General features: G+C 69.5%; 19 protein-coding genes and 3 pseudogenes. 19 read left to right on the top strand and 3 right to left on the bottom strand.

Features of this window, described 5'->3' with window-relative positions:
* The first annotated feature begins 282 nt into the window (after positions 1 to 282).
* The 13 genes and pseudogenes from dnaK (at position 283) to ACZ7OO_RS40315 (ending at position 15976) form a co-directional block, all read left to right on the top strand.
* Entirely contained in the window at positions 283 to 2199 is a 1917-nt protein-coding gene (gene dnaK, locus ACZ7OO_RS40375; protein WP_471512395.1) for a molecular chaperone DnaK, read from the top strand.
* 10 nt (positions 2200 to 2209) lie between these two features.
* Positions 2210 to 2797, top strand: coding sequence for a nucleotide exchange factor GrpE (locus tag ACZ7OO_RS40370; protein WP_471512394.1), 588 nt, complete (start codon positions 2210 to 2212; stop codon positions 2795 to 2797).
* A 6-nt stretch (positions 2798 to 2803) separates the two neighbouring features.
* Complete coding sequence (locus tag ACZ7OO_RS40365) at positions 2804 to 3736, top strand: DnaJ C-terminal domain-containing protein (protein WP_471512393.1); 933 nt, start codon at positions 2804 to 2806, stop codon at positions 3734 to 3736.
* Positions 3736 to 4110, top strand: a complete 375-nt coding sequence (locus ACZ7OO_RS40360; RefSeq protein WP_471512392.1) for a chaperone modulator CbpM — start codon at positions 3736 to 3738, stop codon at positions 4108 to 4110. The genes ACZ7OO_RS40365 and ACZ7OO_RS40360 overlap by 1 nt, the downstream gene beginning before the upstream one ends.
* Complete coding sequence (locus tag ACZ7OO_RS40355) at positions 4101 to 6653, top strand: ATP-dependent Clp protease ATP-binding subunit (RefSeq protein ID WP_471512391.1); 2553 nt, start codon at positions 4101 to 4103, stop codon at positions 6651 to 6653. The genes ACZ7OO_RS40360 and ACZ7OO_RS40355 overlap by 10 nt, the downstream gene beginning before the upstream one ends.
* Positions 6650 to 6952: pseudogene (locus ACZ7OO_RS40350) on the top strand (thioredoxin family protein); the annotation flags it as partial. The gene ACZ7OO_RS40355 and the pseudogene ACZ7OO_RS40350, both read left to right, overlap by 4 nt.
* Before the next feature lie 133 nt (positions 6953 to 7085).
* Positions 7086 to 10154 carry a Tn3 family transposase gene (locus ACZ7OO_RS40345; protein ID WP_471512390.1) on the top strand — a complete coding sequence of 1023 codons (3069 nt, stop codon included), beginning with the start codon at positions 7086 to 7088 and terminating at the stop codon, positions 10152 to 10154.
* Positions 10155 to 10264: 110 nt separating this feature from the next.
* Positions 10265 to 12466 (top strand): S9 family peptidase, encoded by a 2202-nt coding sequence (locus ACZ7OO_RS40340; RefSeq protein ID WP_471512389.1) that lies wholly within the window; start codon positions 10265 to 10267, stop codon positions 12464 to 12466.
* A gap of 181 nt (positions 12467 to 12647) precedes the next feature.
* Positions 12648 to 12845 (top strand): annotated as a pseudogene (locus tag ACZ7OO_RS40335) (thioredoxin family protein); the annotation flags it as partial.
* 6 nt (positions 12846 to 12851) lie between these two features.
* On the top strand, positions 12852 to 13115 hold the full coding sequence (locus ACZ7OO_RS40330) for a UBP-type zinc finger domain-containing protein (protein ID WP_471512388.1): 264 nt from the start codon (positions 12852 to 12854) through the stop codon (positions 13113 to 13115).
* Positions 13115 to 14905 carry an FAD-dependent oxidoreductase gene (locus ACZ7OO_RS40325; RefSeq protein ID WP_471512387.1) on the top strand — a complete coding sequence of 597 codons (1791 nt, stop codon included), beginning with the start codon at positions 13115 to 13117 and terminating at the stop codon, positions 14903 to 14905. The genes ACZ7OO_RS40330 and ACZ7OO_RS40325 overlap by 1 nt, the downstream gene beginning before the upstream one ends.
* Positions 14906 to 14967: 62 nt before the next feature.
* The gene (locus tag ACZ7OO_RS40320) at positions 14968 to 15477 is read left to right on the top strand and encodes an Hsp20/alpha crystallin family protein (protein WP_471512386.1); all 510 of its coding nucleotides are present in this window, start codon (positions 14968 to 14970) and stop codon (positions 15475 to 15477) included.
* A gap of 70 nt (positions 15478 to 15547) precedes the next feature.
* Positions 15548 to 15976 (top strand): DUF2267 domain-containing protein, encoded by a 429-nt coding sequence (locus ACZ7OO_RS40315; RefSeq protein ID WP_471512385.1) that lies wholly within the window; start codon positions 15548 to 15550, stop codon positions 15974 to 15976.
* Between the two features lie 97 nt (positions 15977 to 16073).
* On the opposite strand, the gene ACZ7OO_RS40310 is transcribed toward ACZ7OO_RS40315, so the two are convergent.
* The gene (locus ACZ7OO_RS40310) at positions 16074 to 17390 is read right to left on the bottom strand and encodes a helix-turn-helix domain-containing protein (RefSeq protein WP_471512384.1); all 1317 of its coding nucleotides are present in this window, start codon (positions 17388 to 17390) and stop codon (positions 16074 to 16076) included.
* A 185-nt stretch (positions 17391 to 17575) separates the two neighbouring features.
* On the opposite strand from ACZ7OO_RS40310, the gene ACZ7OO_RS40305 reads away from it, so the two are divergent.
* A complete protein-coding gene (locus ACZ7OO_RS40305) occupies positions 17576 to 18307 on the top strand; it encodes a DUF4232 domain-containing protein (protein ID WP_471512383.1) in 732 nt (243 codons plus the stop codon).
* A gap of 62 nt (positions 18308 to 18369) precedes the next feature.
* Positions 18370 to 18501 carry a hypothetical protein gene (locus ACZ7OO_RS40300; RefSeq protein WP_471512382.1) on the top strand — a complete coding sequence of 44 codons (132 nt, stop codon included), beginning with the start codon at positions 18370 to 18372 and terminating at the stop codon, positions 18499 to 18501.
* Between the two features lie 126 nt (positions 18502 to 18627).
* Here the strand turns inward: ACZ7OO_RS40300 and ACZ7OO_RS40295 are convergent.
* A pseudogene (locus tag ACZ7OO_RS40295) lies at positions 18628 to 19057 on the bottom strand (ricin-type beta-trefoil lectin domain protein); the annotation flags it as partial.
* 174 nt (positions 19058 to 19231) lie between these two features.
* Between ACZ7OO_RS40295 and ACZ7OO_RS40290 the strand changes: the two are divergent.
* Positions 19232 to 20440 (top strand): L,D-transpeptidase, encoded by a 1209-nt coding sequence (locus tag ACZ7OO_RS40290; protein WP_471512381.1) that lies wholly within the window; start codon positions 19232 to 19234, stop codon positions 20438 to 20440.
* A gap of 583 nt (positions 20441 to 21023) precedes the next feature.
* Positions 21024 to 22901, top strand: a complete 1878-nt coding sequence (locus tag ACZ7OO_RS40285; RefSeq protein ID WP_471512380.1) for a CocE/NonD family hydrolase — start codon at positions 21024 to 21026, stop codon at positions 22899 to 22901.
* Positions 22902 to 23170: 269 nt separating this feature from the next.
* Here ACZ7OO_RS40285 and ACZ7OO_RS40280 read toward each other — a convergent pair whose 3' ends face one another.
* Positions 23171 to 23896, bottom strand: coding sequence for a TetR/AcrR family transcriptional regulator (locus ACZ7OO_RS40280; protein ID WP_471512379.1), 726 nt, complete (start codon positions 23894 to 23896; stop codon positions 23171 to 23173).
* On the opposite strand from ACZ7OO_RS40280, the gene ACZ7OO_RS40275 reads away from it, so the two are divergent.
* Both ACZ7OO_RS40275 and ACZ7OO_RS40270 read left to right on the top strand, forming a co-directional pair.
* Entirely contained in the window at positions 23888 to 24187 is a 300-nt protein-coding gene (locus ACZ7OO_RS40275; protein WP_471512378.1) for a zinc-binding dehydrogenase, read from the top strand. The genes ACZ7OO_RS40280 and ACZ7OO_RS40275 overlap by 9 nt on opposite strands.
* A gap of 26 nt (positions 24188 to 24213) precedes the next feature.
* Complete coding sequence (locus ACZ7OO_RS40270; protein WP_471512377.1) at positions 24214 to 24372, top strand: hypothetical protein; 159 nt, start codon at positions 24214 to 24216, stop codon at positions 24370 to 24372.
* Positions 24373 to 24578: the final 206 nt, after the last annotated feature.

The following is a 24578-nucleotide window of genomic DNA, read 5'->3' as shown; positions in this document are numbered from 1 at the left end:
GGATAAATCTGATTTACCCCGAGAGGCTGAGCGGCGCAGCCGTTTTTCGCCCCGCCAGGCGCAGACGTGCCGCCCGCCGAATCGCAAGGCTGGGCGTATGGGCAGTACGGGGCGCGCTGTCGGCAGGAAGAACTGCAGGAAGAACTGGCCGACGCGGGAGCGGTCCGCGGACGCCCAGCTCGTTGCCCACCCGAACAGGCGTGCAGGACCGGGCGGAATCCGGCCCGGAGGGCGAAGGACGCCGAAAGACGCAGCTCGGCGCCGTGGAAGGAGTTCCTCATCATGGCCAAGGCAGTCGGAATCGATCTGGGCACCACCAACTCGGTGATCGCGGTGTGGGAGGGCGGCGAGCCGACCGTCGTGCCCAACAGCGAAGGCAACCGCACCACACCGTCCGTGGTGGCCTTCACCGACACGGGAGAACGCCTGGTGGGCCAGCTGGCCCGGCGCCAGGCGATCCTCAATCCCAAGGGCACCATCTACTCGGCCAAGCGGTTCATCGGCCGCCGCTTCGACGAGATCTCCGAGGAGGCCAAGGCGGTCGCGTACGACGTGGTCGAGGGCGAGGGCGGCGCGGCCCGCTTCAAGGTCCGCGACAAGCTGTACGCGCCGGAGGAGATCAGCGCCCAGGTGCTGCGCAAGCTCGCCGACGACGCGGGCAAGCAGTTGGGCGAGCGAGTCACCGAGGCCGTCATCACCGTGCCCGCCTACTTCAACGACGCCCAGCGCACCGCCACCCGTGACGCCGGCCGGATCGCCGGCCTCGAGGTGCTCCGGATCATCAACGAGCCGACGGCGGCCGCCCTGGCCTACGGCATGGACAAGAAGGAGCACGAGACGGTACTCGTCTTCGACCTCGGCGGCGGCACCTTCGACGTCAGCATTCTCGACGTCGGCGACGGCGTGGTCGAGGTGCGGTCCACGGCCGGCGACAGCCACCTGGGGGGCGACGACTTCGACCGGCGTCTGGTGGATCATCTCGCGGACGGGTTCCAGAAGGAGAACGGCATCGACCTGCGCCAGGACCCGCAGGCCCTGCAGCGCCTGTTCGAGGCGGCGGAGAAGGCGAAGACCGAGCTCAGCTCGGTGACACAGACGCAGGTCAGCCTGCCCTTCATCACGGCCGACGCCTCCGGGCCGAAGCACCTGACCACGACGATCATGCGGTCGACCTTCGAGCAGATCACCGGGGACCTGGTGGAGCGCTGCCTCGGCCCGGTCCAGCAGGCCATGGAGGACGCCAAGGTCGGCGAGAACGACATCGACGAGGTCATCCTCGTCGGCGGCTCCACCCGCATCCCGGCCGTCCAGGCCCTCGTACGCCGCCTGACCGGAGGCAAGGACCCCAACATGAGCGTCAACCCCGACGAGGTCGTGGCGATGGGGGCCGCGATCCAGGCCGGGGTCCTCAAGGGCGAGGTCAAGGACGTCCTGCTGCTCGACGTCACCCCGCTGTCGCTGGGCGTGGAGACCGCCGGCGGCGTGATGACGAAGATCATCGAGCGGAACACCACCATCCCGGTGCGCCGCACCGAGACCTTCACCACGGCCGCCGACAACCAGCCCGCCGTCGACGTCGTCGTCCTCCAGGGCGAGCGCGAACTGGCCGCGGACAACCGTGTCCTCGGCCGCTTCCAGCTCACCGACATCCGCCCCGCGCCCCGGGGCGAGCCCCAGATCGAGGTCACCTTCGACATCGACGCGAACGGCATCCTCAACGTCACCGCCCGCGACAAGGACACCGGCAAGGAGCAGGGCATCACCATCAGCGACACCTCCAACCTCGACCGGAGCGAGGTCGAGCGCATGGTGGAGGAGGCCGAGCGCAACCGGAACCAGGACCAGGCGCTGCGCGAGGCGATCGACGCCCGCAACGAGCTGGACTCCATCGCCTACCAGGTCGAGAAGCGGCTCGGCGAGCTCGGGGAGGCCGCCCCCGCGCACGAGAAGGCGCGTGCCGAGATGCTGGTCACCGAGGCGCGCGAGGCGGTCAAGAACGAGGCGGGGGTGGACAGGGTCCGGCCGCTGATCTCCGAGCTGCAGCAGATCTTCGCGGGTCTCGCCGCCCACCAGGCGGGGGCAACGGCGGAAGGTCCGGCCGGCACCGGATCGCCGGACGGCTCGGCACCGGGCGGTGCCGCGGCAGGCGGCTCCGGCGGGGACGACGACGTGATCGACGCCGAGTTCGACAAGGGGTGAGGTGGCCACCATGCCGTATCCCTCTCCCCAGGACCGGCAGTCCGACCCGCCGCCGGAAGGTGCGGAGCGGCCGCCGCGCGGAGACCTGCCCGAGCCGGGACCGCACGCCGAGGACGCCGAGCCGGGCCCCGACGCGGCGACCGGCCAGGGCGGCCCCGAGGACGAGTACGCGGCCGCGCTCAAGGAGGTCGAGGACCGCTGGCGCCGCGCCCTGGCGGACCTCGACAACCTGCGCAAACGCCATGCGAGGGAGCTGGAGCGGGAGCGTGTGTCCGAGCGCGCCCGCACCGCCGCGGCCTTCCTGCCGGTCATCGACAACCTGGAACTCGCCCTGGCCCACGCGGGCGCCGACCCGGACGCGATCGTCGAGGGCGTCCGGGCCGTGCGCGACCAGGCCGTGAACATCCTCGAAGGCCTCGGATACGTCCGCAACGCCGGCACCGGAGTGCCCTTCGACCCCGCCCGGCACGAGGTCGTCGGCGTGGTCGAGGACCAGGGCGCCGAACCGGGCACCGTGGTCCAGGTGCTGCGCCCCGGCTACGGGGAGGCCGAGCGTCAGCTCAGGCCGGCCGCCGTGACCGTCGCCAAGCGGGAGTGAGCGCCCATGGCACGCGACTACTACGACGTTCTCGGTGTCCCGCGCACCGCGGACCGGGACGAGCTCCAGCGGGCCTACCGCTCCCTGGCCCGCAAGTACCACCCGGACGTGAACAAGGACCCGGCGGCCGAGGAGCGGTTCAAGGAGATCAACGACGCCTTCAGCGTCCTGTCCGACCCGAAGCAGCGAGCCCGTTACGACCGCTTCGGCGAGGACTTCCGCAAGGTCCCGGAGGACTGGGAGGAGCGGGTCGCCGCAGGTGCGGGAGCCGGCAGCGGCTTCCGCGGGTCCGCCGGGGGCGGTCCGCGCGTGCGGTACACGACGTCCGGCTTCGGCGAGGAGGGCATCGACTTCGAGGACCTGTTCGGCTCGTTCTTCGGCGGTGCCGGGCGGATGCGCACGCCCGGCGCCGACCAGGAGGCCGAACTGCCGCTCACCGTCGAGGAGGCATACCGGGGCGGCCGTCGTACCGTCACCCTCGCCGGGCCGTCCGGACCGCGCAGCTACGAGGTGAACGTGCCGCGTGGCGTCACCGACGGGCAGCGCATCCGGCTGGCGGGCGAGGGCGGCCGCGGAAGTGGCGAGGCGCCCGCCGGTGACCTCTATCTGCGGGTGCGGATCCTGCCGCACCCGGTGTTCCGTGTCGAGGGCCGCGACGTCCACGTTCAGCTGCCGATCACGCCGTGGGAGGCGGCGCTGGGCGCCACCGTGCCCGTGCCCACCCCGAGCGGCACCACGGCGAAGGTGACCGTGCCCGCGGGATCCTCCAGCGGCCGGCGGCTGCGGCTGCGCGGCGAGGGCATGCCCAATCCCCGGGGCGCCGACGGGGACCTTTACGCCGAACTGCGCATCACGGTGCCGCCCCGGCTCAGCGACCGGGAGCGTGAGCTGTTCGAGGAACTCGCCGCTGTCTCCTCGTTCGACCCCAGGAGGACCTGATGAGCGACCGACCGACCGAGTCGCCCAGCCGGCCGCCGCTGACGGCTCCGGCGGGGAGGCGCGTTCAGTACGCGATCGTGCCCGTGCCCAGGCTCTCCCTGGACACCGTCGCCCGCCGCTCGGGCATCCACCCCGAGCTGATCCGCCGGTTCGTGGCGCTCGGACTCGTCGACGCCGACCGCGACGCCGCCGGACGACTGGTCTTCTCCCCGACCGCGCCGGCCGCCCTGGCCCGCGTCCAGCGGCTGCGCACCGGGTTGTGCCTCAACTACGCATCCATCGGACTGGTGCTCGACCTGCTCGACCGCATCAGCCTGCTCGAAGCCGCGCTGCGCCGCACCGGCACGAGGAGTGATCCCCCACCATGGACATGAACCGCCTGACCCAGAAGTCCCAGGAGGCCCTTCAAGAGGCCCAGACCGCCGCCGTCCGCATGGGGCAGACCGAGGTCGACGGCGAACACCTGCTGCTCGCTCTCCTCGACCAGGAGGACGGCCTGGTACCCCGACTGGTGCAGCAGGCCGGAGGCGAACCCAAGGAACTGCGCGCCGCCGTGAAGGAGGACCTATCCCGGCGTCCCCGGGTCACCGGACCCGGCGCGGCGCCCGGGCAGGTCTTCGTCACCCAGCGCCTGTCCCGTCTGCTGGACACCGCCGAGCGCGAGGCCAAACGCCTCAAGGACGAGTACGTGTCCGTGGAACACCTGCTGCTCGCCCTGGCCGAGGAGGGTTCGTCGACCGCCGCCGGACGGCTGCTGAAGGAGTTCGGTGTCACCCGGGAGTCGTTCCTCGGCGCCCTCACCCAGGTCCGCGGCAACCAGCGCGTCACCTCCGCCAACCCCGAGGTCGCCTACGAGGCGCTGGAGAAGTACGGCCGGGATCTGGTGCTCGAGGCCCGGACCGGCCGGCTGGACCCCGTGATCGGCCGGGACGCGGAGATCCGCCGCGTCACCCAGATCCTCAGCCGCAAGACCAAGAACAACCCCGTCCTCATCGGCGACCCCGGTGTGGGCAAGACCGCCATCGTCGAGGGCCTGGCCCAGCGCATCGTCCGCGGTGACGTACCCGAAGGGCTGCGCGACAAGACGGTGTTCGCCCTGGACATGGGCTCCCTGGTCGCCGGCGCCAAGTACCGCGGCGAGTTCGAGGAACGCCTCAAGGCCGTCCTGAGCGAGGTCAAGGCCGCCCAGGGCCGGATCCTGCTCTTCGTCGACGAGTTGCACACCGTCGTCGGCGCGGGCGCTGCCGAGGGTGCCATGGACGCGGGCAACATGCTCAAGCCGATGCTGGCCCGCGGCGAACTCCACATGATCGGCGCCACCACCCTGGACGAGTACCGCAAGCACATCGAGAAGGACGCCGCCCTCGAACGCCGCTTCCAGCAGGTCCTGGTCGACGAGCCGAGCGTGGAGGACACCATCTCCATCCTGCGCGGTCTGCGTGAACGCCTGGAGGTCTTCCACGGCGTGAAGATCCAGGACACCGCGCTGGTCGCCGCGGCGACCCTCTCCCACCGCTACATCACCGACCGGTTCCTGCCGGACAAGGCCATCGACCTGGTCGACGAGGCCTGCGCCAGGCTGCGCACCGAAATCGACTCCATGCCGGCCGAACTCGACGAGATCACCCGCCGGGTGACCCGCCTGGAGATCGAGGAGGCGGCCCTGTCCAAGGAGACCGACGCGGCCAGCAAGAACCGCCTGGAGGAACTGCGCAAGGAACTGTCCGACCTGCGCGCCGAGGCCGACGCAAAACACGCCCAGTGGGAGGCCGAACGACAGGCCATCCGCAGGGTCCAGGAACTGCGCCAGGAACTGGAACAGGTCCGGCAGCAGGCCGAGGAGGCCGAGCGAAGCTACGACCTCAACCGGGCCGCCGAACTGCGGTACGGCAAACTCCGGGAACTGGAGCGCCGGCTGAAGGCCGAGGAAGAGCAACTGGCCGCCAAGCAGGGCCCGAACCGGCTCCTGCGGGAAGTCGTCACCGAGGAGGAGATCCTGCGTGAGCGGGTCATCGGCCAGGACGAGGCGGTCAAGCTGGTCGCCGACGCCATCATCCGGGCCCGCTCCGGCATCCGCGACCCGCGCCGGCCCATCGGCTCGTTCATCTTCCTCGGCCCCACCGGAGTCGGGAAGACGGAGCTGGCCAAGACACTCGCGGCGGCTCTCTTCGACTCCGAGGAGAACATGGTCCGGCTGGACATGAGCGAGTACCAGGAGCGGCACACTGTCAGCCGTCTGATGGGGGCGCCCCCCGGATACGTCGGCTACGAGGAGGGCGGCCAGCTCACCGAGGCGGTGCGCCGCAAGCCGTACTCGGTGGTGCTGTTCGACGAGATCGAGAAGGCGCACACCGACGTCTTCAACACGCTGCTGCAGGTCCTCGACGACGGCCGCATCACCGACGCCCAGGGCCGTACGGTCGACTTCCGCAACACCGTGATCATCATGACGTCCAACATCGGCTCGCAGTACCTCCTCGACGGCGTCACGGCCGACGGCGAGGTCAAGCCGGACGCCCGGGCGCTGGTGATGGGCGAGCTGCGCGGGCACTTCCGGCCGGAGTTCCTCAACCGTGTCGACGACATCGTGCTGTTCAAGCCGCTCGGCGAGGCCCAGATCGAGAAGATCGTGGAGCTGCAGTTCGACGAGCTGCGCCGCAGGCTCGCCGAGCGCCGTATCGCCGTCGAACTGACCGACGCGGCCAGGGAGTTCATCGCCCGCCAGGGCTACGACCCGGTGTACGGGGCGCGGCCGCTGCGCCGCTACATCTCCCACGAGGTGGAGACGCTCGTCGGACGGGCCCTGCTGAGCGGCGACGTCCAGGACGGCGCCACCGTCCGGGTCGACGCCCGCGAGGGCGAGCTGGTGGTCACTTACGAACGACCGCGGGCCGATGAGGAGGCGATGGCGGCATGAGCACCATGCAGGCCACGACCGTCCGCTGCCCGCACTGCGGACGCACCAACCGTGTCCCCTCGGTCGCGGAGGGCAGCCCGAGGTGCGGGAACTGCAAGCAGCCGCTGCCCTGGACGGTCGACGTGGGCGACGACGACTTCTCCGAGGTGGTGGAGAAGTCCACCGTGCCCGTCGTGGTCGACCTGTGGGCGACCTGGTGCGGCCCCTGCCGCCTGGTCAGCCCGGCCCTGGAGAAGGTCGCCGCCGACCTCGCCGGACGGATCAAACTGGTGGGTGGAGGAGATACGCGTAATAGCCGCCACTTCACAGCAGAGCGTGACGCTCAAATACGGTGAGTATGCGTACGCTCCGTGATCTGACCCTGGCCCCGCTACCGGGATCGTCGCTGTTTATGGTGGCCGCTGTCAGGCGGTTGGGCGTGGGGCGGTTGGTGTGGCGTCGCTGGAGCGGACGGCGTATCCGAGGTTCAAGAGGCTGATCTCGGAACGGGAGTTGCGGGAGTACTTCACGCCTTCGGCGGAGGAGACGGCGTGGGCTCGTGAACGTACGCATGACCGCCCGGGCCGGGTCTTGGCGCTGCTGGTGATGCTGAAGTCCGCCGCGCGGCTGGGCCGTGTCCCCAAGATTGGGGAGATACCCGAGGTGGTCGTGGCCCATGTACACGATCAGGCGGGGCTCGCTGCGGGGACAGTGCCAGAGGCAGACTCCGAGCGGAGCGAGGAGCGCTACCGGTCGGCCGTACGTGACCGCCTGGAGCTAAAGTACAGGCCAGGTGAGGCCCGCGCGGTCGCGGAGGCGGCGATGCGGGCGGCGGCGCCGGTGAAGGCGCATACCGCGGACCTGGTGAATGTGGCGCTGGAGGAGCTGGTTCGGCAGAAGGAGCGGCTGGAGCTGCCGACGTTTTCCACCCTGGACCGGATGGCTTCCCGTATCCGTTCCGAGGTGGAAGCCTCGCAGTGCGAGGCGATCGTCGCGCGCATGAGTGATGCGGCGCGGGAGCGGGTCGCGGGCATGCTGGAGGTCGCCGAGGGCGAGTACCAGAGCCTGTTCGCGTGGGTCAAGCAGCCCGCCCGGCGGGCGACCTGGTCGCGGTTTAGGGCTCATGCGGAGCGGATGGAGAGGGTGGACGGGCTGGGGGATGCCGTCTTCTGGGTGGGGAAGACACCGCCGGCGAAGGTGGCCGCGCTGGCCGAGCAGGCGAGGGTGCTGTCGGTGGGCGAGATGAAGGACATCGCCGAGCCCCGCCGCACCGCGCTGACTGTGTGCCTGCTCGCGCAAGTGCAGGCGGCGGTGCGGGACGAGACCGTGGTGATGCTCTCCAAGCGCATGTCCCGGCACCTCAAGCGGGCCCAGGAAGAGCTGCTGGAGATCGAGAAGCGGCAGAAGGAGACTACCGAGCAGCTCCTGGCTACCTTCCGGGACGTGCTGACCGCCCTGCGCGGCAGCGGCGAGGCCGCTCCCGGCGTGTGGGAGGGGGAGGCGTCTCTGGATGACCTGCTGGCGCTGAAGAACGCCCGGGCTGCGGTCGAGTCGGCGGGCGGGTTCGAGGCCCAGCTGGCGGAGCTGGAGGCCCTGGACGCGTATCGGGGCAGCAACTACACGGCGCTGGTGGAGCGCTTCTTCAAGCCGGACCGACCAACCATGTTCAAGATCGCCCGCCGTCTGTCGTTCACCGCGACCTCGACCGACCGCAGCGTGCTGGACGCGCTGGACCACGTCCTCGCCCACCGGCACCTCACCCGGCCCCTCGTCTGGGACACGCATCCCACCCGCAGGGACGAGAACGGGGAGTTGGTACGGCTGGACCTCTCGTTCGCACCGAAGATGTGGCGGAAGACCGTCTACTCCCGTGAACAGCCGGGGATGCTGGTCCGGCGGCATTTCGAGGCAATGGTGTTCGCCTGTCTCGTGGAAGAGCTGCGCTGCGGTGATGTCGCCGTGATCGGCGCCGAGGACTACGGTGACTGGACCCGCATGCTCCTGCCCTGGGAGCAGTGCGAGTCCAAGCTCGCGGGCTTCTGCGAGCAGGCCGGCCTCCCCAGCACCGCGAGCGAGTTCACCGTTCGGCTGCGCGAGCGACTCACCACGATCGCCGAAACCGTGGACGCCGGGTACCCGGACAACAAGGACCTCACCATCGACCTGGTCACCGGCGTCCCCTCTCTTGCCGTACGCAGAGCAGGCGAGCGCACCGCCTCCGCGGAGAAGCTGGAAGAAGCTCTTTCCGAGCGGCTTCCCGCCCGCAGCGTGCTGGAACATCTGGCGCGGGCGGCGCACTGGACGGAGTGGTGGAAACGGCCCGGCCCACGCTCGGGCAGCGAGCCGAAGTTGAAGGAACCCCTGCCGCGCTACGTGACCACCGCGTTCGTCTACGGTTCCGGACTCGGCCCTGCCCAGGCGGTGCGCCACATGCGGGGCAGTGTGACGGCGCACGAGCTCGGCGCGATCGCGAAACGCCACTTCACCATCCCGGTCCTCAACCGGTGCGGGGCCGACGTGGTCAACGCCCATGCCGACCTGGATCTGACGGCGGCGTGGGGTGACGGGTCGGTGGCGGCGGTGGACGGCACCATGATGAACACCGTCATCGACAACCTCCTCGCCGAGACCTCGATCCGCTATGGCGGCTACGGTGGGATCGCCCACCATCTCGTCTCCGACACCTACGTTGCGCTCTTCTCCCGGTTCATCCCGTGCGGGGTGTGGGAGGCCGTCTATCTCATCGACGCGTTGCTGTCGAATGAGTCGGAGGTCAGGCCGGAGACCGTGCACGCCGACACCCAGGGGCAGTCTTTCCCGGTCTTCGGGCTCGCCCACCTGCTCGGCATCGACCTGCTGCCGCGGATCCGGAACTTCCAGGACCTCACCTTCCACCGCCCCGATCCGCGAGCACGCTACCGGCATATCGACGCGCTGTTCTCCGCAGATCCGCGTACCTGCATCGACTGGCAGCTCATCGAGAACGGCTGGAAGGACCTCATACAGGTCGGCCTATCGGTACGGGAAGGCACCGTGTCCTCCATCACCCTCCTGCGGCGCTTGAACAACCACTCCCACAAGAACCAGATCTACCGGGTCTTCCGCGAGGTCGGCCGCGCCGTGCGGACGATCGTTTTGCTCCGCTACCTGTCGGACCCACAGCTGCGGGAGCAGATCACCAGGGCGACGAACAAGGCCGAGGCATACAACGGGTACACCAAGTGGCTGCACTTCGGCGGGGACGGCTACCTGCGCTCCCGTGATCCCGAACTCCAGGAGAAGGCCGTCAAGTTCCTCGACCTGATGGCCAACAGCATCATCTTCTCCACCACCGTCGACATGACCGACACACTGCGCCAGATGGCCGCACAGGGCTGGGAGCTGAGCCCTGACGACATCGCCGCGCTCAGCCCGCACCGCAGGGACAACGTGCTGCGCTTCGGCGACTACGACACCGCCACCCTCCACATCCCGCCCGGGCCGTACGACAGCGCGCTTCGCTTTCCTGCGGATGACTTTTGACGGTCTCCTCAGATCCCCGGTTGATTCAACACGCCTGGTGCGAGGCTGCCACCGGTTTCGGCACGGCTGTCTGAGCCGGTCACGAGCGAGTCGGCATTATGAAGTCCACGGTGAACGAACTCGATATTCCCATGCTGTTATACCGAACGAATGGCACAGTGCCAGGCATGGTGACATCCCCACTTCTGCGACAGCTCGCCCGCACCCGCCGCTTCACCCTCGGCGCACCCGCCCGTTTCACCGTGGCGCCGGACGGTACCTGTGTCCTGTTCCTGCGGAGCCGGGCCGGGGACGATCCGGTCGGGTGCCTGTGGACGCTCGACCTGGCAACCGGCGCGGAGCGACTGCTGGCTGACCCCGCGGTGCTGCTCGGCGACGAGACCGATGAGGTGCCGGAGGAGGAGCGCATCCGGCGCGAGCGCGCCCGGCAGCAGGCCGCCGGGATCACCGACTACGCCACCGACACGGCCGCCCAGGTCGCCGCGTTCGCCCTCTCTGGGCACCTGTGGGTGGTGGATACAGGATCCGGCGCCGTCCGGCAACTGCCCGCCCGGCAGCCGGTGGTGGACCCTCGCCCGTCCCCGGACGGCCGGAACATCGCCTACGTCTCCGGCGGCGCGCTCCGGGTGATCGGCGCCGACGGCAGTGGCGACCGAACGGTGGCCGCGCCCGAGCCAGCGGAAGGTCCGGACGTCTTCTTCGGCCTGCCGGAGCATGTGGCGAGCGAGTCGATGGGCCGCTACCGAGCGTACTGGTGGGCACCGGACGGGGAGCGGCTACTGACCACCCGGGTGGACAACCGGGAGGTCGGGCTGTGGTACATCACCGATCCGGCCGACCCCGCCAAGCCGCCGCGCACGATGCGCTACCCGGGGGTCGGTACTACCAACGCCGAGGTCACGCTCTGGATCGCCGATCTGGCGGGCAACCGCACCGAGGTCCGCTGGGACCGGACCGGCTTCGAGTACCTGCCCGCAGCCGGCTGGGACGGGCACGGTCCGTTCGCCGCCGTCCTCAGCCGCGACCAGCGCACGCTCCAGGTACTGGCCGTCGACCCGGCAGACGGTACGACCAGCCTCCTGGCCGAGCGGCACGATGAGCGCTGGGTGGAGCTGCTGGTGCCCGGAGTGCCCGCGCGGACAGCTACCGGCCGGCTCGTCGATTACCTCGACCGGAACGAGACCCGGCACCTGAGCATCGACGGCACGCCGGTCACGCCGGACGGGCTGCAGCTGCACGAGGTGCTTGCGGTGGACGGCGAGACGGTGCTTTTCACGGCGGCTGCAGAACCCACCGAGCGCCATGTGTGGAGGTACCGTCCGGGCCAGGGCATACACCGGTTGACCGAGCAGCCGGGGGTGCACTCCGGCGCATTCTGCAGCGGCACGTTTGTGCACACCACGCGCACGCTGGATCTGCCGGGCTCGCACACCGCCGTGCACCGCCTGACCCGGGACGGCCGACCGGAACCAGATGGCCCCGCGCCCGTCGAAATCAGCTCGCACGCCCAACGCCCGCTGCTGCAACTGCGTGTCGAATCCGCCGCCGTCGGGCCGCGTGAACTGCGTACACACCTCTTCCTGCCGTCCTGGCACAAGGCCGGTGATGCCCAGCTGCCGGTACTGGTCGACCCCTACGGCGGCCCCGCAATGCAGAAGGTGATGGCCGAACAGACCTCTCACACCTTCGTCTCGCAGTGGTTCGCCGAACAGGGCTTCGCGGTGCTGGTGACGGACGGCGCCGGCACGCCCGGACGCGGACCACGCTGGGAGAAGGAGATCTTCGGTGACCTGATCGGCCCGACCCTGGACGACCAGGTTGCCGCCCTGCACGCGACCGCCGAGCGCCACCCGGAGCTGGATCTCGACCGGGTCGGCATCCGCGGCTGGTCGTTCAGCGGGATGTTGGCCGCCGCTGCGGTGCTGCGCCGACCCGACACCTTCCACGCCGCAGTGGCCGGCGCCCCGCTCACCGACCAGCATCTCTACGACGCCTGCTGGAAAGAGCGCTTCCTCGGTCTGCCCGACCAATACCCGGAGCATTATGAGCTGTCTTCGCTTCTTGCCGACGCTCCAAAGCTCAGCCGTCCGCTGCTGCTGATGCACGGACTGGCAGACGACAACGTCTTCGTGGCCAGTACGCTGCAACTCTCCAGCGCTCTGCTGGCCGCGGGGAAGCCGCACGAGGTGCTGCCGCTAAGCGGGATGACACATGCCGCACCGGCCAACGACACGTTCGCCCGGCTACTGGGGCACCAACTGGAATTCCTCCAGCGGCACCTGGTCGGCCGCCCCGCCACGGTGCCCTGCTAGGCCCGATACTCCCGAAGCCACGGGCAGGTGCCACTTGGCGCCTGCCCCACGGTCTTCCTGGCTGCCATCACTCTGTGTATTCGCTAGGTGGGGGATACCCCCAACAGCAAGGCCCGGGGTCTTTGGAGGAGATATCCGCGAAGCGGCCCCCGCGGGGGCCGCTTCGCGGATATCTCCTCCAAAGACCAAACTGGCCAAGGTCGACGTGGACAGCAACCCGCGGCTGGCCAGGAGGTTCGAGGTCCAGGCCGTGCCGACGCTGCTGGTCCTGGACCACGGCAAGACCGTGGCCCGGCAGGCGGGCGCCGCACCCGCCCCCGCGCTGCGCCAGTGGGTGGAGCAGTCGATCTCGGGCCGCGCGCCGGCCCAGGAAGGATGATGCGCGATGACCCTGCACGCCGACCCTCATCTCGCCCTGGTACGGCCCGTCGCGCCGCGCACCCCCGAGGGCTGTGAGGAGTGCCTGCTGCTCGGTTCCCCGTGGGTCCATCTCCGGCTCTGCCTGACCTGTGGCCACGTCGGCTGCTGCGACTCCTCGCCCAACCGGCACGCCCGGCGGCACGCCGCCGCCGACGCCCATCCCATCGCGGCATCGCTGGAGCCCGGCGAGAACTGGCGGTGGTGCTTCGTCCACGAGGCGTTCGTGTGATGTCCGGGGACGAAGCCCGGCCGGACCCGGCGCCCGCGACCGACGGCACCGACGACGCGGACGAGGTCGTCCCGTTCGAGACCCCGGACGTCTACGGCGCGTACCCCCGCCTGAGCGACGACCAGATGGCCCGCCTCGCGGAACACGGCCAACGGCGCTCCGTGAACGCCGGCGACGTGCTGATCCAGGAGGGCGAGCGCTGCGAGGCGTTCTACGTCGTCCTCAGCGGCTCCGTCGCCGTCATCGAGGACTACGGGACACCGGAAGAACACCTGCTGCGCGTCCACGGCCCCGGCCGCTTCATCGGCGAACTCGGGCTCCTGCACGACCAGGTGGCCTTCTACACCGCCGTGGTCCGCGACCCCGGCGAGATCATCGCCCTGTCCCTGGACCAACTGCGCCGCCTGATCACCCGGGACCCCGCTCTCGGCGACGTGGTGCTGCGCGCCTGCCTGGGCCGCCGCGCCCTGCTGGTCGGACAGGGCGCGGGCTTTCGCATCATCGGCTCGCGCTACTCGCCGGACACCCGGCGGCTGCGCGAGTTCGCCACCCGCAACCGGCTGCCGCACCGCTGGATCGACCTGGAGACGGACCAGGAGGCCGAGGAACTGCTGCGGCGCTTCGGCGTCGGCCCGCAGGAGACACCGCTGGTCATCTGGCGCGACACCACCCTGCTGCGCAACCCCAGCAACGCCGAACTGGCCCGGCTCATCGGCCTGCCGCCGCTGCCCGCCGAGAACGGCCGCGGCGACCTGCTGATCGTCGGCTCCGGCCCGGCCGGCCTCGCCGCCGCCGTGAACGCCGCCTCCGAGGGCCTGAGCACGACCGTGGTCGAGTCCCTGGCCACCGGCGGCCAGGCCGGGACCACCTCCAGGATCGACAACTGCTTCGGCTTCCCCTCCGGGATCTCCGGCGCCGAACTCACCGAGCGCGGAGTGCTCCAGGCAAGCAAGTTCGGCGCCCGCTTCGCCGTTCCTGCGGAGGCCACCGGCATCGAGCCGCGTGACGGCCACTACGCCGTCGCATTCGCCGACGGCAGCGAGATCACCGCCCGTGCGGTCCTGCTGGCCACCGGCGCCCACTACCGCCGCCTCCACGTACCCGGCATCGAGCGCCTGGAGGGCACCAGCGTCCACTACTCGGCCACCGTCTACGAGGCCCAGCAGTGCCGCACCGATCCCGTGGCCGTGATCGGTGGCGGCAACTCCGCCGGCCAGGCGGTGCTGTTCCTCGCCGGCTACTCACCTCAGGTGAACCTCCTCGTACGCGGTTCCTCCCTGGACGCACACATGTCCCGCTATCTGATCGACCAGGTGGAACGCCATCCGAAAGTAAGGGTGCTGCTGCACACCGAGGTGACGGAGGTGATCGGCGACGAGGTGCTGCAGGCGGTGGAGGTGGTCGACCACCGCACCGGCGAACACCACCGCATCGACGTGCGGGCCCTGTTCGTCTTCACCGGGGCCGACCCGTACACGCAGTGGCTGTCGGGCACGCTCGCCCTCGACGCACGCGGATTCGTCCTCACCGGGGCCGATGCCCAGGCCCGCTCGGGCGCCGGTCTCTGGCAGAGCCAGGGACGCGGCTGCATGGCCCTGGAGACCAGTCTGCCCGGGGTCTTCGCGGCCGGCGACGTCCGCAGCGGCTCGGTCAAACGCGTGGCCTCCGCCGTCGGCGAAGGCGCGATGGCCGTCCATTTCGTCCACCGCTACCTGGGCCACGCGGCCGCGCCCGGCGGCACGGACACCTCACCGCACACCCGACCCAAGGAATCCGCATGGCTCGCCTGACAGAAGGCGGCCGATCACATCCGGAGAGTTCACATCGCGAGAAGGAGAAGGAGGCGATGGGCATGGCAACGCCCGTCCGACGCCACCGCGGTGGCGGAATGCAGCAAGGGCACGTCGGCTTTGCACGGAACCCGCTCGTGGAGTTCGACCAGCTGCTCAACGAGATGAGCGGACTGCTCGAATCCACGGTCGCCACCGCGGCACCCGTGGTGGCGTGGACCCCCCTCGCGGACGTCACCGAGTCCGACGACGCGTTCCACGTGGAAATCGAACTCCCCGGCGTCAAGGCCAAGGACATCAACGTCGAGGCCAGCGGCCAGGAACTGGTCGTCACCGGAGAGATCAAGGAAAAGGAACGCAAAGGCATCCTGCGCCGCAGCACCCGCCGGACCGGATCGTTCGAGTACCGGCTGCAACTGCCCGGAGACCTGGACACCGAGAAGGTCAAAGCCGACATCAAGGATGGCGTGCTCTCGGTCACCGTTCCCAAGGCCGAGGCGGCGAAGCCCCGCCGCATCGAGATCACTGAGACGAGCGAAGGCGGCCAGAGCACCGACAGCGACGCCCACTGACGCCGCGCGATCCGGTGGGCCGGGCGGTGTACGTCCGGCCCGCCGGGTCCGACAGCGAAAGGCGTGCGGAATGGTTGAGACAGGTTTTTCCTCTTTCGACACCATGGTGGACAAGGCCAACCGGGTCCTCAAGGACGTCGAGGAGGCCTTCGGATGGCCCAAGGACCGGCGCAAGCAGTCGTACGCGGCCCTGCGTGCCGTGCTGCACCCCCTCCGGGACCGTCTCCCGGTCGAGACGGCGGCCCAGTTCGGTGCGCAACTGCCGACCATCATCAGGGGCATGTACTACGACGGCTGGAAGCCTGCCGAGACTCCCGTGAAGATGAGCAACAAGGAGTTCTTCGAACGGATCCGGCACGAGTTCCCCTACGCCGTGGAGGGCGGCGACGAGCACCTGGTGCGCACGGTCCTGAAGTCTCTGGAACGCCACGTGAGCGAGGGGGAATGGCAGCACCTCAGATCCCGGATACCGAACTCGCTTGCCGAACTCCTGCCATGATCCGGTCTGGTACCGGCCAGCCTGCGATTCGCGGCGGCGACCAGCACGACCTCGCCGTGGCGTCGGGCCGTCTTCGGCGCGGGCCGCCCGGATCCTGTCAGCTCTCCCGTTTGATCCACTCGCTGCCGCCCAGTGGGTAGTCGTAGCCCGGGCGGGCCATGTCGGCGCTGGTGCGGAACGCGGTGCCGTTGTTGTCGATGCGGACGGTGCCGCGGCGGCTGCCGTCGGACCAGTCCAGGGTGAGGTCCCAGCGGACGTCGTGCGCCGTGGTGTGGGCGGTGACGTAGAAGACCTCCGGGTCAGACTCGCTGACCTTGTACGGGAAGTCGCGCTGGCCGTTCTTGACCGTGACGGTGGGACTGCCGTTGTCGAGATCGACGTCGAACGACTTGGTGTCGACGCCGCCGCCGCAGCCGACACCCATCGAGTAGTCGTTCCAGGCGAGCGGCGCGCCCTTGGCGAGGACACGTATGTGCAACGCCTCCAGGACGACCGTCTCCTCGCCGGTGCCCTGGACGGTGAGGGCGACCCGCTGTTCGCCCGAGGACACCGCCCCGTACGCGGCGGCCCAGCGCGGGGCGTCCTGCTCGTTCGCCGGCGGGCCGACCTGCTCGGGTTCGCTGTCGACGAGGAAGTGCTGGCTGCACGGGTTGTCGTAGACGTAGGGGCGGGTGCCGACGGTGAGCGGCACAGTGGTGGTGACGGCGGTGGGGGTGGTGGCGGTGGGCTCCGCCGTCTTCTGCTTGCCGTCGTCCTTCGAGGGGTCGGCCGCTGTGGATACGGACGGCTTGTTTCTCTTTCCGCTCGGGGTCGGGATGGCGGACGGCTTCCCGAGGTCCGGCGTGCCGGTGATCGAGGCTGCGGCGCCGGCCTCCTGGCGGCCCCCCGTGTCGTCCCCGCCGGTCGGCAGACGTATGGCGAGCGCCACGGTTCCCAGCACTACGGCCACCGCGGCGGAGGCGACCAGCACGGTACGACGACCAGGGCGCGGACGTGACGGCCCGCCTGGGTGGGCTACGTCGACGACAACCACGGCGCCGTCGCCGTCACCGTCCCCTTCGTTCGATGCCGGCGCGTCAGCCACAGCAGTCGCACCGGCCGGAGCGGGCCCCAGCGTCGAACTCGCCGGCGCGGCCGCCTGGTCCCCCCTGCGCCCCCGTGCCGCGTCCGCCAGGATCCAGCGTCGGTGCAGTTCCACCAGCTCCTGCGGCGTTGCCCGGCACAGCCTCGCGAGGCGCTCCACGGGTGCGTAATCGTTCGGCACCACGGTGCCGTTGCAGTAGCGGTGCAGCGTCGACGTACTCATGTGCAACCGCTTGGCCAACGCCCCGTAGCTCAGTCCCGAGCGGTCCTTGAGTTCGCGCAGCTGCCGTGCGAAGGCCTCCGTCTCCTCGGCCCCTGTTGCCTCCGACACCCGTTCCTCCATGCCCCGTGTTCCAGTCGCGCGTTCCAGGGCCAGTGCTTTCTCCCTGGTCAGAGCCCATTTCGCCGTTCCAGTGTCCCCAACTGGCCGCCAGGCGTGGCGGCTGGGACGGATCACCTCACAAGCTTCGGTCATCCAATCACCACCCCGCCCCAACACCGAAAGGGATCAGTCACATGTCCGACATCCGCACCTCCCGCACCCGCCTCGTCGCCGCCGCCGCGACCGTCGTACTCGCGGCGCTCTCCCTGACCGCGTGCAACGACGGAACAGGCACCAAGGACCACGGCGCCGCGGCGAACACCTCCAGCACCTTCCACAACTCCACCGCTTCCGCGACCACGTCCCCCTCTTCCGACGCCGGCGTTGGCGCCGGCGCCAACGCCTCCTCCTCGGACTCGGACGCCAAGTCGGTCCCCACCGGTTCGACGACCGCCACGCACAACCCCGCCGCGAAGACACCCGCCGTCTCCTCCGGCAAGCCGGTCACCTGCGAGGGGTCGAACACCAAGACGGTCGCGGCCCCGCTGACCCGCCCCGTGAACCACATGCTGCTCACGGTGACCAACACCGGCAGCAAGAGCTGCTTCCTCCACGGCTACCCGGCCGTCCGCTTCGGCGAGGCCCAGGCCGTGCCCCCGGTCATCGACGACTCCCAGCCGCAGGCGGTGGTCACGCTCAAGCCGGGCCAGTCCGGCTACGCCTCCGTGAACCTGTCCGCCGCCGACGGCAGCGGCTCGAACGGCTATACCGCGAAGTCCCTGACCGTCTACTTCTACGGCCCCTCCCTCAGCGGAAGCGTCGGCGCGGCCGCCCGTCCGTCCCTGCCCGCGAAGGGCGTCTACGTCGACGACTCGCTCAAGGTCACGTACTGGCAGCAGTCGATGGACGACGCCATCAGCTGGTGATGTCCGACAACGCGCTCGACGGGGAACAGCGGCCCACAAACCCGGTAAGGCAGGTACCGCACATGAACAGCACCCGCAAGATCTCCCGTTTCGTGACCATCTTCGTCGGCGCGGCCTTCCAGGTGATCGTCCTGGGCGGCACCGGCGACCTCGCTGAGGAGGCTGGGGTCGTCCGGCGGCGCCACCCGGCCTGAACATGCTGGCTGCCGGTGCGGACCTCGTCCGGCAGCACCCGGGCGTGGAGCTGGGTGAAGGGCCGCCCGGGCCCGGCGGACGGTTGACGCCGTCGTTGACCAGAGCAGAGCTGGTCAGCCCGGGCGCCACTGCTGGTTGGCGCCGCCGTTGCGGGTGTAGAGCTGCACCTTGGTCCCGGAGGCGGTGCCGGTGTCGTAGGCGTCCAGGCACTGGGTACCGCCGTAGAGCCGGAGTTCACCGGCGGCGGTGATGGTCACGGCCTGGTTGGCGCCTGAGCCGCAGTCCCAGATCTCGATCTTGGTGCCGGGGGCGGTCTGGTTGTCGTAGGCGTCCAGGCAGCGGTTAAAGGATGCGCCGATCAGCCGCCGGCGGTTTGGTCAGGACGTGGAGGCCGCCGGAGGAGGACACCTCGGTGCCCTGCTTGCCCAGGGAGTCCTGGTCCACGGCGATGACGTCCTTGTTGCCGTAGAGGGAGAGAGTGGCGGCGGAGGCCTTGCACAGGTCGGTGCCGGCGATCAGCGGCGCGGCCGTTTCCGACCAGAGGCTGAAGTGCGACGCGCTCGACAGCGCGTGGCCTTCACCACAGTTTCCTCATTTAAGGACAGATGGACCCATATAACTAGTTTCATAGTTAGCTGCACTCCCTCGACATCCGACTCCAGGGATCCCCGACGACCAGTGATACGGGAGAAGCGTTTGATCACGGCACGTAAAGGACGCACCCGGCTGATGGCTTCGGTCGGCGTACTCGCCGGTGCGCTCTCACTCACGGCCCTCGGCGGTACCAGCAACGCTGCTACCAGCGGTAACGATGGCGGGAAGCACCCGAAATCGCAGGCGCGAGCGGATCAGGCGGCCGCCCAGGAGGCTTCCGACGCCCGAATAAAGATCACGCCCAGGCAAGGTGCCTACGGCGTCGGGATCAACGGCCCCGTCAAGGTCACCGTCAGCAACGGCAAGCTCACCAAGGTGACCATGACCGCCGTCGCGACCGGTGCCGAGGTTCCGGGCACCCTGTCCGTCGACGGCACGTCCTGGAAGCCGAACGGCCGGCTGGAGCGGGCCACCAAGTATCAGGTCACCGCAGAGGCCAACGACGCCAAGGGCCGCTCCGCCACCGGAAACGCCACGATCACCACGGTCTCCCCGGCGAACAACTTCATCGGGCACCTCTCCCCCGAGGACGGCTCGACCGTCGGCGTGGGCATGCCGGTGACGGTCAACTTCGACAAGGCGATCAGCGACAAGGCCGCCATGGAGTCGAAGATCCAGGTCAGCTCCAGCAGCGGCCAGAAGGTCGTCGGCCACTGGTTCAACGGCGACCGCCTGGACTTCCGCCCCCAGAACTACTGGAAGCCCGGCTCCACCGTCACCGTCACGCTCAACCTCAACGGCATCCAGAAGACGGTCACGTTCAAGATCGGCCGGAGCCAGATCAGCACGGTCGACGCCAAGACGAAGCTGATGACCGTCGTACGGGACGGCAAGACGATCAGGACCATCCCCGTCTCGTCCGGCAGCACCGAGCACCCGACGTACAACGGCCAGATGGTCATCTCTGAGAAGTTCAGGCAGATCCACATGAACGGTGCGACCGTCGGCCTCACGAACAAGGACGGCAAGCCCGCCTACGACATCAAGGCCGTACCGCACGCCATGCGCCTGACCGACTCGGGCACCTTCATCCACGGCAACTACTGGGGTGCCGACTCGGTCTTCGGCAAGGTCAACACGAGCCACGGCTGCGTGGGCCTGAAGGACGTCGAGGGCGGCGGTGACGGCAAGCAGCCCGCCGCGTGGTTCTTCGACAACTCGATGATCGGCGACGTCGTCATCGTCAGGAACTCCGCAGACAAGACCATGCCGGCCCCGGACAACGGCCTCAGCGACTGGAACATGCCGTGGAGCGAGTGGGTCGCGGGCAGCGCGACCGGCTGACGGCACGCCACTCCCCGAACATCTGAATCTGAATCCCTGATGCCGCAGGCGGCGGGCGACACGGTGTCGCCCGCCGCCTGCGGCATCAGGGCGCTCGAGCAGCCCACGCCGCATGTGGGCCGCGCGGCGTTCAAGATCTCCCGGGGCCACAGGTCATGCGCGGCGTCGTCCATCTTGTCCCCCCTCCACGGTGCATCCCGCGGTCGGGCCGACAGGCGGCCAGGGCGTTCCCAGCTGCCTTCTTCAGGGGCGTGGCGGCGGGCCGGCGAAGCCCAGGCCGACATGGCGAACCAGCCCCATCCGCCGGGTTGCAGCAGACGTTTCCACTGTCGTCTTCTGCAACCTCCCCTGGCAGAAACTGACTTGGCCCCGTCCCATCAGGAACGCGACTGATACACAGCACCATTGACGCGTTTCGGTGCTGACCTTAGGCTCGCTCGCCATCGGTTCCGGCCAGGGTTCGCACACATGCCCCTGTTCCTGACATGCGCGCGACCGCCCGTCGTCGCCGCGATGGCGGGCAGGGTGCTGCCGCTCGACCGGAAACGCCGTTCCGCTCCGTTCCGACGACTCGGGAGAGCATGTGAACAGACGTCGCGCACCCGGCTGGGCAGCCTCGGTACTCGTCACCACTCTGGCGCTGACCGGCGCACTCGCCGGCCCCGTCGGCGCGTCACCGGCCGCCGCTTCCGCTCAGACCCCGACCACGGCGGTCGCCACCGCGACCGACGGCATCACGCACGAGCAGAACGACCGTGTCCCAAAGGGCTCGGTCTGGACCCAGCACTACTTCCCGTCCTCGGACGGCTCCGGTACCGAACTGCACGGCGACCTGCTGATGCCCGAAGGCGTACCCGCCATGCAGAAGGTGCCGGTCATCCTCTCCATCGGCCCGTATTTCGGGCACGCGGGCCAGACGAACCCCGAGGGCTGGACCCACACCGGTCCCTCGAATCGCTTCCAGGACTTCATCGAGGGCAGCGACCTCTTCGCCCACGGCTACGCGTTCCTCATGGTCGACCTGCGCGGCTTCGGCGGCTCGACCGGCTGCCTCGACTGGGGCGGCCCCGGTGAACAGGCCGACGTGAAGGCCGCGATCAACTGGGCCGCGAGCCAGCCATGGTCGACCGGCGCGGTGGGCATGTACGGCAAGTCCTACGACGCTGTCACCGGCCTCATCGGCAACGACCTGAAGCAGTCCGCGCTGAAGGCCGTCGTCGCAGGGGAGCCCCTCTGGGACATGTACCAGTACATCTACTCCAACGGCGTCCCCCGCCCCAATGTGACCGGAACCGCGAATGCCTACAACGGCATTGCCACGATGGCCCCGCTGTCGGACGACGACGAGCACTATCAGGCGAACGCCCGGTACGAGGACACCCACCCCGGGTGCCTGACCGAGAACTCGGCCGGCTACCGGATATCCGACCAGAACGACCCGTTCTGGACCTCCCGTGACCTGGCCAAGATGGCTCGGGGCACCAACACGCCCCTCTTCGTCACCCAGGGCTTCATCGAGAACAACACCAAGCCCGAGGAGATGCAGGAGTACCTCACCAACCACAAGGGCCCGGAGCGCGGCTGGGTCGGCCAGTGGGACCACGTGCGTGGTGGCGACCGGGTGAGCGACGGTCGCCTGGCCATGGGCCGCGGGGGCTGGTACGACGAGACACTGTCCTTCTACGACCAGTACCTCAAGGGAGTTCAGCCTTCGGTCCACTACCCGGCGTACTCCGTCGAGGACTCAACCGGTCACTGGCGGGCCCAGGGCACCTGGCCGGTGGTGGAGCGCCACGTCACCCTCCCGCTGGGGAGAGGCAGTTACCTCGACGACGGCGGTGCCTCTGCCCGCGCCGGCCTCGCCGCAGCCGGCACGCCGGCCCCCAAGGCGGTGCGGCCGTCGGGCAACTGGGACATGGAGAACGCCCCGGCGACCGAGCAGCCGGCGCCCAAGGGACTGGCCAAGGGGATCGCGCAGAGGCAGCAGGCCGGTAAGGTCGGCTCCAGCTTCTTCGTCTGGTCGCAACCGCTCGCCCAGGACGTACGCCTGACCGCCACACCGAACATCTCGCTGACCGCCAAGGGCGAGGGCAACGTCATGCTCAAGCTCTACGACGTCGGTCCGGACGGGAAGGCTGTGATGTTCGACGAGCAGGTCTCCCTGCTGAAGGCGGGGCGGATGAGCGTCGACCTCAAGGCGACCGACTGGACGCTGGCCGCCGGGCATGTGCTGGCCGTGGAGATCGGCTCGATCCAGACCGGGTCGTGGCGTGACATCCCATCGGGTCAGACCGTCAATGTCTCGGGCGCCGTGCTGAGGCTTTCCCTGGACGACCCGTCCGACGACGTGGCCACCCAGGGAGACCGCTCACCGTACCTGGACACCTACCTGCGCCAGTACACGGTGGACCTGCCGGCCGGTCCGGCATCCTTCACCGTGACGCCCGGCGGGCACATCTGATCCCACGCCCACCGGCCGGCGCCGGACGGCACGGCTCCCGACCGCACTCCGGAGCACCGTCCGGCACCGGCCCGGGCGCCGGGCACCGCCTCCCCCGATCAGTGCCTCGTCGTCCTGATCGTCTGTGGCAGGGGGAGTGACTCACTCGCGACGGCGCAGCAAGGGCCCAATGACCTCTCACTTCGCCGAGGCAATCATCCAGATCACCAGGGCGAGGAGACCGCGGCATCCATTGAGCTGCGGCGTGCCCAACATGGCCCGTCCCGGGGCTAGGAGGCGCCCGGGGGCCGACTGAGGCGGACCATGGCGCGGTAGAGCGCCGTGTCCGAGGGGGCGTCGGGCAGCGGGGGGAGCGGGGCGCCGGGGGCGGCGTAGGAGCGGAGCATATGCGCGACGAGGCGCTGCCAGGTGTCGGGGGCGGCGTCACCGGTGGCGTTGACGACGCCGGAGTTGGCCATGAGCAGGACGACGAAGTCCTGGCTGATGAAGTCCTCGCGCAGGTGACCGGTGGCCTTGGCCCGGGCGATGAGCTCCAGGAACCCTTCGTACGCCTCGGTTCGGCGGGCTTCGAGAGTTTGTGCGGCGGGGAAGGTCATGGTCAGGACGTCGGCGAAGCCGCGGTCGGCGGCCTGCATGGCGCATACGGCGTGGATGTAGCCGGTGAAGCCGTGCGACGGGTCGGGGTCGGCGAGCGCCTTGGTGGTGGCATCGGCAGAGGCGTCCATGCGGTCGGCGAAGACGGCGTTGATCATTTCCTCCCGGGTGGCGAAGCGGCGGGAGAGGGTCGCCTTGCCGACGCCCGCCTCGCGGGCGACCGACGCCATGGAAACGCCGAGCCCTTCGCGGGCGAACAGACGGCGGGCGGCGGCCAGGATGCTCCCGCGGTTGCGTTCGGCGTCGGCACGCAACCCCTCCCCGGGCTTGCCGATTACACCGGCGACCTTCACACGCAGATCCGCGAGCTCGCCCCGCACGGCGCCGACGCGGTGCTGCACCTGGCAGGCGACGGTCTCCAGCTGGCGGCCCTGCTGCGACCGGGCGGCCGGATCGCCTCCACCCTCGGCCTGACCCAGGACGCGGTCGACATCGCGGACATGGTGGACGTCGCCGTCCGCCCGATCATGGCCGACCCGAACCCCCGGACCCTGTCCGAGCTGGCCGCCCAGGCAGCCGACGGCAGGCTGCGGGTCCCGATCACCGCCACGTACCCGCTGACGCATGCGGATCAGGCGTTCGCCGCGTTCGGCGCAGGAGCCCTCAGCAAGATCGCCGTGACCTGTTCCTGACTCCCCCACCCCCACATGCACCCTCGGTGCAGGAAAGATGCAAGGAGCCCCTGCGGGACACCGAAAAGGAAACGGCCGCCCGGCCGACGGTGTTGGGGGCGCTGAGTTCGGGTGCGCTGGGCTCGGGCCAGTCGAACTCCTCGCTCTTCTTCCAGAACGCGACGGGCGTCCGCCCCGGTGTCTGACAGACGGCGACGACCTTCGCCCCCCGGTACGACAAGACCGCCACCTCCTACGAAGCGGCGGTCACACTCGCGTCGTTCCTGCTCTGGGCAAGATCCGTTCGAAGACGGACCCTAGTGCCGCATCAGGCAACGTTCGCCCTGCTGCGACGTCTCAGTTGGTGCTGTATCGCCGATGGGCTATGCCGTCCACGGTCAGACGTCAGTTC

Source organism: Streptomyces sp. NPDC111744, assembly GCF_055634995.1.
This window is presented reverse-complemented; position numbering and strand designations above follow the sequence as displayed.